The organism is Serratia sp. (in: enterobacteria) (assembly GCF_046715635.1).
GTDB lineage: Bacteria > Pseudomonadota > Gammaproteobacteria > Enterobacterales > Enterobacteriaceae > Chania.
On record NZ_JBKJYW010000499.1, the window covers coordinates 26,381 to 38,792 of the forward strand.

A 12,412-nucleotide genomic window follows, 5' to 3' on the forward strand; every position below is an offset into this window, starting at 1 on the left:
CGGTATGGCGACCATCTCGTTTTTGCCTGACAGGCTCAATGCCGAGCCTATCGTGTTCAAAGGCTTTACTACGCCGGAGCTGTTTATGACAGCGGGGTTGAGCGTACTGGGCGGCCTGGTGGTCGCCATACCCTTTGCGCCGTTCATCGGCTGGTTGGCTTTTCCTACCGTCAGCTTATTGATGCCGCTGTTTACGGTGTTCTTCGGCGGCAAACTGATGGCTCGCTTCAAGCGCGGTAAACCGGAGAACTATCTGTACCGGCGTGTTGAGCTGTGGCTGAGCCGTCAGCGGATGGGTAATCCCCACTTGATACACCGTAGCCAGACCTGGGCATTGCGCCGTTCAACGCCGGTCATTCGCCAGTTCCAGGAGGAGTTTGATGAGTAAGTACAGAAGTGCGGTCAATGCGCGTGACCGCCATATTTCAACCCTGCGTGGAGCCTGCGGGGTGTTGATGGTTCTGCTGATGGTGGCTCTCGCAGGCTGGATGTTGTCACCGCGTAATCTGACCGTTCATAACCCGCCCGATCTGCGCTCGGGTTCGACCCGCGCCTGGTGGGAAATCCCGCCTCCCACGGTGTACAGCTTTGCATTTTACATCTTCCAGCAACTGAACTCCTGGCCGAAAGACGGCAATACCGACTATGAGTACCGTATCGGCACCCTGTCTGCTTATCTGACGCCGACGTGTGAAGAGTGGCTCAACAAGGATGCGAAACAGCGCAAATCTGCCGGGGAACTGCGTGAACGCGTCAGGGGGATCTCTGAAGTCCCTGGGCGAGGTTACAAGGACGACAGTGTCACGGTGGTGAGCCGCGATAGCTGGATCGTGCGCCTGGATCTGGTGGCCGATGAGTATTACCACACCGAACCGGTGAAACGTGCCCTGGTGCGTTACCCGCTGAAGATTGTGCGCTGGGATCAGAACCCGGAAGCCAATCCCTTCGGTCTGGCACTCGATTGCTACGCCGATATCCCGCAACGCCTGGAGGCGGCTCCGGTCGCGCCGGTCGAGAAGAAAGGACTGTTCTGATGATGTCTACCCGTTATCTTCCTTTATATCTGGCCCTGTTGGGCCCCGTGTGCGCCGTGAGCCTGCCGGTTGAGGCGGTGGAACTGATGAAGTGGGAGCGTATCCCGCTGCAGGTGCCGCTGACCGTGGGTCAGGAGCGCATCGTGTTTGTGAACAAGAACGTCCGGGTGGGTTTCCCTCCCGAGTTGAATGGCAAATTGCGGGTGCAGAGCACCGGCGGTGCCGTGTACCTGCAGGCGAGCAGCGCCTTTGCCACCACGCGGTTGCAACTGCAGGACGTGGAGAATGGTGAGCTTATCCTGCTGGATATCACCGGCCTGGAGGGCAAGCAGGTGCGTGAGCCTGTGAGCCTGGTCTATCAGGGCGAGGTCTCCAGTGCGACCGGCAGCGATAACACCTCGGTCAGTGCAGAGGAGACGGCCACCACCCAGGGTAAGGGCCAGACCTCCGCCAAAGACACGACCCCACGTATCACGACGCCGTTGCCGATTGCCCTGACCCGCTACGCGGCACAAAACCTCTATGCCCCTCTGCGTACGATTGAAGCGTTGCCGGGGGTACATGCCATTTCGCATGGCCTGTCATCGAACATTACCTCACTGCTGCCCTCCGAGCCGGTCACGGTGCGCCCGCTGGCGGCATGGGGTGTTCAGGGGTACAACGTGGTCGCCCTGAAGCTGACCAATCAGCGGTCAGGGAAAGTGGTACTCGACCCACGTCGTTTGCAGGGCACCTTCCATTCGGCGACCTTCCAACATCGCTGGCTGGGTGCTGCCGGTACACCGGAAGACACTACCCTGCTGTACCTGGTGATGCAGGGACGCCCTGACGCGGCATTTCTGCCAGAGCCGGTGGCCCCTACCGTGAAGGGCAAGGCGCGAACCTCGTCAGGAGGGCAGACTCATGCAAATTAAATCCAATACCCTGTTGAAAGTCCTGGTGCCGGTGGTGTTGTTTATTGCCATCGCCATTGGGGTGAAATCCTGTGGTTCAGGTACCCCACCGGCCTCATCGACCGTCAAAACGAATACGGTGGCTGACCTGACCGATGAGGAGCTGCAGATCCTCGGTATCGAGGGGGATACCCCGGAAGATACCCTGCGAACCCTGGTGGCGCGTCTGAAGGTTATCCAGGACAAGCAGGCCAGTCTGGAGCGGCAGAACGTCACGCTGTCGGAAGAGAACGCCACCCTCAAAGAAGGCGGGGTGAATGTCGATAACCGCATACGTGATGCGGTCAATGTGGCGAAGCAGGAAGAGGTGCAGGCCCGGCAGAAACTTCAGGCAGAGCAGCAGCGCCTGGCAACGCTGATTGAAAATCTGAAGGGGATGGGCGGTCAGTCAGGTCAGCCGCCGTCTGCCGGTTCATCCGCATCAGGGCAGGGACAGCAGGGTGATTTGCCGATTGGGCTGGGCCTGGAGGGCAGTGACGGGGCAACGGGCACCGTGAGTGGCGGCGTGATGTGGATTGAGCCACAGGACGCCGTGCAGCTTGACCGCAACGGTAAACCGGTCATCGGGGCCGCTGCCGTGGGCACGGCGGCAGGCACCGGCAGTTTCCAGTTCCCGAGTTCTTTTGCCAGCCTGGATGACAACGAAATTTCCCGCCAGAAAGCCGAGCTGGATCGGGCGGCGAAAAATCAGCAGGCCATCGAGGAAGCGACCCCGGTGTATACGCTGCCTGAAAACTCGACGCTGATTGGCAGTCGGGGCATGACGGCGCTGCTGGGCCGGGTGCCGATTGATGGGAAAGTCACCGATCCGTACCCGTTTAAAGTGCTTATCGGCAAGGAGAACCTGACGGCCAACGGTATCGAGCTGCCGGACGTTGAAGGAGCGATTGTCTCCGGCACTGCCACCGGCGATTGGGTGTTGTCCTGTGTCCGGGGCGAAGTGCATTCCATTACCTTTGTCTTTACCGATGGCACCGTGCGAACCGTGCCGTCTCCGGCCAAATCCAGTGACGGCAGCAACGGCAAATCGAACGGCGGCAGCATTGGCTGGTTGTCCGATGAGAACGGGGTGCCGTGCCTGTCCGGGGAGCGCAAATCCAACGCCTCGACCTACCTGCCGACCCTGTTCGCGTTGTCCGGTGCCGGTGCGGCGGCGGATGCGATGGCGAACGGCCAGAACACCACCTCGGTGGACGGCACCACGGTGACCAGTACGCTGACCGGCAGTGCCGGGCAGGCTGCGCTCGGCAAGGCCTTGTCAGGGGGCACCAATGAACTGGCCGACTGGGTCAAGGCACGTTACGGCCAGATGTTTGACGCCGTGTATGTGCCACCGGGTGCCCAGGTGGCCGTCCATATTACCCGCCAGATCCCGATTGATTTTGAGGTACAGGGCCGCAAGGTTCGGTACGACTTTAATATCAGCCAGCAGCATACGCTGGATTGAGGAGGTTTTGATGAAACAGCGAGTTTTACCTTTACTGTGCCTGGCTGTCTTGTTGACCGGCTGCAGTACCACCAAAGATGAAATGCTGCCACCGGGTGACTCTACCATGCTGGAGTTGTGGCAAAACAAAGGCTCGTCGGCACGGACGGCCACCGAGGTCCGCAGCACATTACGCCGGGGATTGACCGATGACGACAGCGCTGCCCGTCAGGCCATCGAGGAGAGCTATACCCGGACGGCGGAAAACGAGATCCAGCAGGTGTTCCCGCGCCTGCCGAACCCCGATATGGTGATTTATATCTACCCGCACATGGCGGGAAATGCGCCCGCGCCAGTGCCGGGTTACAGCTCGGTATTCCCGTTTTACAGCCGGGTGCAGTATGCGCTACCGGGTGAACGTACGGAGGCGCTGTAATGTTCTCATTGTTTAGCAAGAAGAAAATCGGCAAGCAGGCTCCCGCAGCTGCAGAAGACGATGGCCTGGATACGGCGGTCTTGACGCGTGAGCCGCAGGTGAAAACCGGCAAGCTGACGGTGGCCGAGGAAAAGGCACTTTACCCGAACAACCCGACGTTTGTGGATTACCTGCCGTGGGCCGAGTACCTGCCGCGCAGCCAGTGCCTGTTGCTCGATGATGGGGTGTCGGTCGGGGCGGTATTTGAGATTGTGCCGGTGGGTACCGAAGGGCGGACGCCGGAGCGGCTGGAGGAGATCCGCGATGTGGTGGAAGATGCCCTGCAGGACAGTTTTGAGGAGCGGGATTCGCACCCGTGGGTTATCCAGTTCTTCTGTCAGGATGAAACCGACGCCACCGAATACCTGGATCAACTGCGTGCTTACGTCAAGCCCTGGGCGCAGGGGTCGGCGTTTACTGAAGCCTATCTCACCGAGATGGAACGGCATATGCGCGGCATTGCGGTACCCAAGGGGCTGTTTATCGACAAGGCGATCACCGGCGCACCCTGGCGCGGCCAGCAACGCCGTACCCGGATGGTGGTCTACCGCTATGTCAATCCGGCACTGCGTGAGCCCCATGCGCCCGAAGAGGCGTTGAACCAGGTCTGTGAACGTCTCTCGTCAGCGCTGGCCGGTGCCGGAGTCGTGGCGGCACGCCAGAATGGGGAGCAGATCCATGCCTGGTTGCTGCGCTGGTTTAACCCCGAGCCTGACTGGGTCGATAAAGAGACCTTGTATCGCACGGCAGCGCACCAGGATGATGAGTCGGGTGTGTTACCGGTGGAAAATGATTTCAGTGAGACGGTGCTGTTTTCACCGCCGCGTTCGGATGTGGAGCGCGGTGTGTGGTGGTTTGACGGACTGCCGCACAAGGCGGTCACGGTTGACCGCCTGCGCCGGGCGCCCACCGTGGGGCATCTGACGGGGGAGACGCGCAAAGGGGAAAATATCAATGCGCTGATGGATTTGCTGCCGGAAGGGACGGTAGTCTCGCTGACCCTGGTGGTGCAGCCCCAGGACGTGCTGGAAGAGCGCTTTAATCACCTGGCGAAGAATGCCATTGGCGAGAATACCGAGTCGGAGCGGGTGCGTGAAGACTCGGAAACCGCCAAGCGTTATCTGGGGGAAAAGCACAAGCTGTATCGGGGCAGCATGACCTTCTATCTGAAGGCCCCGACAGTCAAGGTGCTGAATACCCGCCAGCGTGACTTGACGGCGGTCTTGTTGAACGCAGGGTTGCAGCCGGTGAAACCGGAGTTTGATGTTGCCCCGCTCAACGGCTACCTGCGGGCATTGCCGATGTGCTTTAACCCGATGCACGACAAAAAACACTGGTATACCCGCCTGACCTTTGTGCAGCACATGGCTAACCTGTTGCCAGTGTTTGGCCGGGATACCGGCACCGGGCATCCCGGTTTTACCTTCTTCAATCGGGGGGGCGCACCGCTGACCTTTGATCCACTCAACAGTCAGGATCGCGCCAAGAATGCCCATCTGGTGCTGTTTGGTCCCACCGGTTCGGGGAAATCGGCCACATTGAACAGCCTGTTTGCGCAGTTGATGGCTATCCACCGTCCCCGGCTGTTTATTGCCGAAGCCGGTAACTCCTTTGGTCTGTTTGCGGATTACTGCGAAGAGCTGGAACTGACGGTGAACAAGGTCAGCATCAAGCCTGGTTGCGGCATTTCCCTGGCTCCGTTTGCTGATGCACACCGTCTGATCGAGACGCCTGCCGTGCTGGTGAGTGAGGAAGAACTGAGTGAACGTATCGAGACCGAGGACAGTGACGAGGAGGATGACGATGAGGAGCGTGACATCCTGGGTGAATTGGAGATTGTGGCGAGGCTGATGATCACCGGAGGGGAAGCGAAGGAAGAGGCCAAGCTGGAGCGGGCTGACCGGGGCATGATGCGTGAGGCCATCCTGGTGGCCGCGCGAGCGGCCTATAACGCGGGGCGGCAGATGGTCACCGGCGACCTGCAGGCGGCGTTGTACCAGTTTGCTGCTGATCCAGCGCGTCCTGAAGTTCGCCGAACCCGAGCGCAGAACATGGGGGAATCGCTGGGCGTGTTTATGCAGGGGTTCCTGGGCGAACTGTTTGACCGCCCTGGTGAGAACTGGCCCGAGGCGGATGTGACGTTGATTGACCTCGGGACGCTGGCGCGGGAAGGGTATGAGGCGGCACTGGCGGTGGCGTACACCTCGCTGGTGAACACCATCAACAACATTGCCGAGCGCGATCAGTTCCTGGACAGGGAAATCGTCTTTGCCACCGATGAAGCGCACATGATAACGACCAACCCACTGTTGGCACCGTTCGTGGTCAAAATTGTGAAGATGTGGCGTAAGCTGGGAGCCTGGCTGTGGCTGGCAACGCAGAACCTGGAGGATTTCCCGAATACGTCGAAGAAGATGCTCAACATGATTGAATGGTGGCTGTGCCTGGTGATGCCACCGGAAGAGGTGGAGGAGATCGCCCGCTTCAAGAAATTGACGGCGGAGCAGAAAGCCATGTTGCTGTCGGCGACCAAAACCCCCCGTTGTTATACCGAAGGGGTGGTACTGGCGAGCCGCATCGAGGCGCTGTTCCGGGCGGTACCGCCGAGCTTATATTTAGCTTTGGGCATGACCGAGAAAGAGGAGAAGGCGGCACGACGGGCGATTATGCAGGCGCGGGGGGTGTCAGAGTTGGCGGCAGCAAAACAGATTGCACATCAACTGGATGTGGCTCGCGGTATCGCTAAGGCGGCGGCATGATGCAGTTGAAGAAGGCCATGTTGGAGATTGTGGCCGGTGACGGTGGTGAAGGTGGCGTGTTGTTTGAGGCCCCGCCACAGGGTAACCCGCGTATCAGTGAGGCACATGCCGGGCAGTTGGCAGAATTGTGTGAGCAGATCCGGGGGCGTACCCGGTTTGTGGTCTCGATCACCTGTTCGCCGCACCGGGTAGGGCATCACAGTTGCGTCGCGGTGAAGTTCGCCGGTGCCGATGGCAGTGTCAATCTGCTGTTGACGATCACCGGGACGTTACGCTGGCCGACCGCACAGGATTATGTTCAGGCTCCGCGCTGGTACATCAATCTGCCGGATGCGGTCGATGCAGTGTATCTGGTGACGCAGTTGGAAGAGCGCCTGGGTATTCAATCACAGTAACCTTTCTTGCAAGCCGGTCAAATGACCGGCTATCTGTACTATCTTGTACCTAATCTTACACAACTCTTGGACCAATCAGGTTTGACAGGCAGCTCAGTGCCAGGAGCGGACATTCCTGACCTCACAATGTGTTAATCAACCGGGAACAGGTCAGTAAGTTGGTAATGGGAGGAAGTTGTCAAAAGTTGTCGCCCGCCATCACCGCTAGCGGGGATTCTTGACTGTTACAGTTGCTTTAAACAGTTGCCAAAATACTGAAATCGAGTTTAATAGTAGGGTTGATATCTCAGCAAACAGTATACAGGGACAGAAAATGCAACATTTAAATGATTTCCCCAAAAGAGATAGAAATCATAGGATTGAAAGACTTGCAATATCAGCTTTTGAAAATTTCCTCAGAGATTCAAACGATTTTTTTATTCAAAGTAAGGATATAAATGATTACGGCGTAGACTATCAACTCGAAATAACAACAAATGGTCAAGCAACTAACATTAGATTGTTTGTTCAACTAAAAGGTACTGAGCAAGAATTAAATAATGATGGTTCGGTTAGCATATCTGTTAACAGAGCCAATCTCAATTATCTATTAATGCACCCTTATTCGTTCTATGTGTGTTTTCATGCTCCAAGTAATAATCTAAAAATAACATTCGCTGAAAGCGTGATTCGAAGTTATGAACAATCTGAAAAGCAATGGATTGAGCAAGAAACTCTAACTGTAAAATTCATTGAGAATATTTCCGAGTCTCGTTTGCACGAAATTGCAGAGGTAGCTAGATTTAATGCTATAGATAACCGTAATGCAAGAATCGATTTTATAACAAAGCCTATTTCAAATTTTAGTGCGGTTATTAATAAAGCCATACCGAAGATACATATACCAGAAGATAAAAAATTAGCTCGTGAATTGCTTAATTCATTATATGAAAATAATCATGATGATGTAATAAGTGCTAATTTTGATGAGTTTTTAGCTATTTTCGGCTCTGACCATCCGGCTATGATCTTTCCATATATGTCGGAAATAAATAAAGCTATGGACAGAGTTAATGGCAATGAAGAAAGGGTTTTGGATGGTATACAATATCTTAGACATAGAATGGATGAGGGTAATATAACCAAGGGAAGTTTATGCTATTCAATAGGTAATGGACTTGCAGCTCTTGATAGGGATGAAGAAGCTATTCAAGAATATAAGACCGCTCTTGAACATATGATTGAAGCAGAGAAATTAGCTGCGCAATGTTACAAAAATATGGGTAGTAGTTACTCAAATCTCGGGAATGAAAATGAAGCATTTGAATGCTATAAGAAGGCACTTGAATTAGAACCTAACTTAAGCGAGGCTAATTTAGCTGTTGGAGTAATTCATAATCACAGGGGTAATTATGAACTGGCATTAGAATATTTAGATATGGTGCTTTTCCCAGGAAATCATCAACATAAAATCATTTATGCTGAAAAGTGGAGAATAAACACTCTTTTCAATATGGGGGATTATCGTTCGGCATATAGGGAGATTAACAATCTATTAACTCGAAATGATAATAAAGAGGACTTATGGAAATGGTGCTTAATGCTAGTTGCAACGTTCTGTCGAACTTCGACTGCTTCTGCTAAGCTAAGTTTGCCTTTTTGGGCTCGTTTTTTAGAAATGTATCCGAATCACCCTGAAGCATCGAGAGAAATTCTATTGGCGAAAAATTACTTAAGAGTAAATGATAATTTAACTAAACATTCGTACCATGATTTTAAGAAAGAATTTGAACTGCGAATAAATAATGTTAGTAATGAAGATAGTGCTTTCCTGTGGGATCGTATAGGTCATTGGGCACAGGATGAAGACGAGTGGGACGATGCAGAGAAGCATTTCCGTAAAGCTTATGAAATGGCGGGTGGTGAATATGGATATTGTCTCGGAGTAGCTCTGAATCATCTTGGTCGTTTCAAAGAAAGCTTGCCTATTTTGGTTGAGCAAGCTGAAAAAATCCAACCTGATGATTTTAGCTGGTTCCAAGTCGCTGTTGCCTATGAATTTCAAGGATACATTCAAGAAGCGATCGATTCTTATGAGAAATGCTTATCAATAAATGATAAAAACGAACTAGCATTGTTCAATCTTGGAGGCCTTTACTGGAATTCGAGAAATTATGATGAGGCAAGCCGTGTCTGGAAACTGGCAGTAAAGTATTATCCTGATCATGAGCTTTCGCATAAGCTTCGAAAGGATATTCCATTTATTTTAAATTGTTCTTCTTAATTAGCAACGAGCTTAGAGTCCTAATTCATTCAAAGAATCATGGATATAGGGCATAAGCTCGTTGCTATAGAACAATATTATAGTGGATAGCTAAATTAGGCCATTTTAAAAGATATGTTAATTTCCGCTTCTCGCTCTTAGCCGACGATCAGATTTAGTAACACCTACTACCAGTATCACTATCTTGATAGATCATCAATAGCGGTCACGGTGGTTACTCCCCTAATTTCCCCCAACGCATTTAGAGTTGTTTGCTGTTTTTGTCATCAATGCACGTCACCCTGCGGTTTTGTCCCACAGGAGTGAGATGTGATGAAGAAACGTAACGCTGTGTTCTTACTGGCTATCGGGTGCGCTGCCGTATCGGCACAGGCGACAACCGTGGTGTATACCGACAGTCAGTATCCCCCTGCTGGTTTAGGTGCCGGGCATCAGGTGGTTTACCTGGATGCACCGGAGGTTGTCCAGCGTGAAGTATTCGGTGCGCTGTCTGCTGACCCTCGCCAAGCAGAGCAGCAAGCCAAAGCGGTGCTGCAGTCCCCTGACTGGCAACAGAAAGAACAACAGATAGTGCAGGCCTACCAGGGCGTTCTCCAGGCCTACGGTCTCGAACTGAAGAAATATCCTGCCGTGGTATTTGACGACCGTTATGTTGTGTACGGCACGGCTGACGTTGCCCTGGCCGAAGCGAAGCTGGCTGAGCACAAGGGGGCTCAATGAAACGACTCTCCTTGCGTCGTCATAAGTTGGCGACGGCGTTATTGCTGTGCAGCGCGGTACAGCCGTTCACGGCCAGTGCCATCAACTCGGTAGCGATAGTCACCAGTGCCCTTTCTCCGTCCTGCCTGGAATACCGGGTTGTCGGGGTGTGTTACTGGCTGTTCTGTACCGCGTGGGGATGTACGGTTCGGACCTCCGTCAAGGTGAAGCACTACATTCCCAATGCCGTGGTGTCCAGCTATGCCCAGACCGGGGATAACCCGTGGTCGGAAGTGGCGATACTGGGGACCGGGATTCCGGGTGTGGCTGAAGGCGGTAGCAATAATGAGCAGAAGCGTGGGTTGCGCAAGGACAACCTGCGCTTCAAGAACGCCGATGCGATTGGTCACCCTGCATTAGCCGCCCCGTTGTTTAACAACTTCATGGGGTCGATGGGCTACACCTGCGCCGGTTCGGCCACGGCGTTTGTGCCGTATTTCCTCAGTACCCTGGATGCCCTGATGTGGCGCACCGGTCTCCCGGAAAACCTCTACCCGGAAGCCCTGACACCGAGAAGGCGTGAAGTGGGGTCAACCGGGAATATGTGGGGCAATGTGTACCCCCGTGGTGGGTTTGTCACCCAGGTGGATGACTACAAAGCGGCTGCAGTTGTTGCACAACGTACTGCAGACATCATCACGCGCACCGGCCAGGTGCATGTCTATAACCCGATGACCGCCAGTCGCAGTGACGGGTATTGGCCGCCGGAGCCGGTGACCGAAAATACCGGCACCAAAAACCACAAATGGCAACCACTGGTACCCTCGGTTTCTTCCTCCTGTGCCGTGTTCCCGGACAACAGTAACCCCATCGCGACAGATGGCGCGTATGCCTGGGCGCTCTGGCAACCCTATTCCTGCTGCCAACGGCGCGGGCAAACGTTCCTCTACAGCACTGATTTTTAACTCAAGGGAGTGTACACCATGACATTCAACGCATTTTTAAAGGCAGGGGCGCTAGCGGGTGCTGTCCTGCTGGTTCTGAATCAACCGGCATTCGCGGTGGTGTTCGACATCACGGGCGAAGAGGCGAACGCCGGTTATGGCAAGGGAATGAAAGGGGCGGTAAACGACAACCTATTTTACTCCATCGGTGGGGGAACCGTGATATCCCAGCCCCCGAGTTCAAATAATATGGAGAAAATGGGGCTCGGTATCAGTTGGAACAATGACTTGATGTGCGGCAACTTCGATTTGAGTACCACAGTCAAGAACCAGCTCAATGGGGCGACGGACGGCTTCAAAAACATGATGGGGGATGTGATTAATGGGGCTACCGGTGCGGTTGCCAGCCTGCCAGCGATGATAATCCAGCGTGCGAACCCCGGATTGTATGAACTGCTGACCAACGGTGTTCTGCAGGCCAATGTGGCGTTCGACAAGGCTCAGCTCAACTGCCAGACAATGTCGAAGAAACTGGCTGATTACTCCTTGTCAGGCAAGTTGACGCAAACCGCTATCGGGGAAGAGTTTCAAAACGTCATTTCCAGTACTTCTGATGCGATCCGCGCAGACAACAGCTTGAAGAAATCGACGGGCAAAGAAGGGGTGAAATGGGTGGGGGGGCAACAGCGAGGGGGGACGGGTCAGAAGGCTATCAAACCCACGTATGACATTGCCAAAGCGGGTTACAACATCCTGAATAAACAGTCTGCTACCAGTGATGCTGCGGTGAGCACTACAGCGTGTAATGGCTCGTTGTGTCAGAAGTATAAAACTAGTGCTGAAGCAGCAGATGCGGTATCGAAAGTTCTGGGGGATCGAGCGCTACGCACTTGTGTGAGTGGCAGCGAATGTAATAGCGGTGGGTTGGAAAATGAGCCGGGCACCTCTACACCAGGCGAAGGTTTTTCTCCCACGCTGGAAAAGACCACCAAAGAGAATCAGGAGATCCTGATCAAACTGGTGAACGGTAACCTGGCTCCCAATGCAACTAATCTGGCAACGTTGAAAACCGGTGATTTGGCCGTAACGCGCGGGGTTATCCAGGCGCTGAAAGATGACCCGGACAATGGGGCGTTGGTACAGCGTCTGGCCGGGGAACTGGCGATGGCAGACACCATTACGACGGCATTGGCGATGCGTCGTATGTTGATGGTGGGGCAATCAGAGCCGAGCGTAGCAGCCCAAGAGCCCATCGTGGCGGAATCTGATCGCCGCCTGGAGTTTCTGGATCGGGAGATCCAGGCGCTGAAAAATGAGATGGATATACGCAAGGCCATCAGCAACAACTCCATTCTGGTGGCGATCACCCGTCAGGAAGCGCGTGAAGTGGACAACAGCCTGCGTCAGGACCGTCAACAAAATGACAGTGCTGTCCAGGGGCTCAGCAAGTCCACGGAGGAATAA

At 54.1% G+C, this 12,412-nt stretch carries 11 protein-coding genes; all 11 read left to right on the top strand.

The annotated features are described in order from the left end of the window. Window positions 1–4 precede the first annotated feature (4 nt). A complete protein-coding gene (locus ACLQ7H_RS25650; protein ID WP_411755108.1) occupies window positions 5–388 on the top strand; it encodes a TIGR03750 family conjugal transfer protein in 384 nt (127 codons plus the stop codon). Then, window positions 381–1,034 carry a PFL_4703 family integrating conjugative element protein gene (locus ACLQ7H_RS25655; RefSeq protein WP_411755109.1) on the top strand — a complete coding sequence of 218 codons (654 nt, stop codon included), beginning with the start codon at window positions 381–383 and terminating at the stop codon, window positions 1,032–1,034. The genes ACLQ7H_RS25650 and ACLQ7H_RS25655 overlap by 8 nt, the downstream gene beginning before the upstream one ends. Before the next feature lie 2 nt (window positions 1,035–1,036). After that, entirely contained in the window at window positions 1,037–1,948 is a 912-nt protein-coding gene (locus ACLQ7H_RS25660; protein ID WP_411755159.1) for a TIGR03749 family integrating conjugative element protein, read from the top strand. Then, entirely contained in the window at window positions 1,938–3,434 is a 1,497-nt protein-coding gene (locus ACLQ7H_RS25665) for a TIGR03752 family integrating conjugative element protein (protein ID WP_411755110.1), read from the top strand. The genes ACLQ7H_RS25660 and ACLQ7H_RS25665 overlap by 11 nt, the downstream gene beginning before the upstream one ends. A 10-nt stretch (window positions 3,435–3,444) precedes the next feature. Beyond that, on the top strand, window positions 3,445–3,849 hold the full coding sequence (locus ACLQ7H_RS25670) for a TIGR03751 family conjugal transfer lipoprotein (RefSeq protein ID WP_411755111.1): 405 nt from the start codon (window positions 3,445–3,447) through the stop codon (window positions 3,847–3,849). Next, on the top strand, window positions 3,849–6,647 hold the full coding sequence (locus ACLQ7H_RS25675) for a conjugative transfer ATPase (protein WP_411755112.1): 2,799 nt from the start codon (window positions 3,849–3,851) through the stop codon (window positions 6,645–6,647). Before ACLQ7H_RS25670 ends, ACLQ7H_RS25675 begins: the two co-directional genes overlap by 1 nt. Then, entirely contained in the window at window positions 6,644–7,042 is a 399-nt protein-coding gene (locus ACLQ7H_RS25680) for a hypothetical protein (RefSeq protein ID WP_411755113.1), read from the top strand. Before ACLQ7H_RS25675 ends, ACLQ7H_RS25680 begins: the two co-directional genes overlap by 4 nt. A 313-nt stretch (window positions 7,043–7,355) precedes the next feature. Next, window positions 7,356–9,305, top strand: a complete 1,950-nt coding sequence (locus ACLQ7H_RS25685; protein WP_411755114.1) for a tetratricopeptide repeat protein — start codon at window positions 7,356–7,358, stop codon at window positions 9,303–9,305. A gap of 312 nt (window positions 9,306–9,617) precedes the next feature. Next, window positions 9,618–10,025, top strand: a complete 408-nt coding sequence (locus ACLQ7H_RS25690) for a TIGR03757 family integrating conjugative element protein (protein ID WP_411755115.1) — start codon at window positions 9,618–9,620, stop codon at window positions 10,023–10,025. Next, window positions 10,022–10,969, top strand: a complete 948-nt coding sequence (locus ACLQ7H_RS25695) for a TIGR03756 family integrating conjugative element protein (RefSeq protein ID WP_411755116.1) — start codon at window positions 10,022–10,024, stop codon at window positions 10,967–10,969. The genes ACLQ7H_RS25690 and ACLQ7H_RS25695 overlap by 4 nt, the downstream gene beginning before the upstream one ends. A gap of 18 nt (window positions 10,970–10,987) precedes the next feature. Then, window positions 10,988–12,412, top strand: a complete 1,425-nt coding sequence (locus ACLQ7H_RS25700) for an integrating conjugative element protein (RefSeq protein WP_411755117.1) — start codon at window positions 10,988–10,990, stop codon at window positions 12,410–12,412.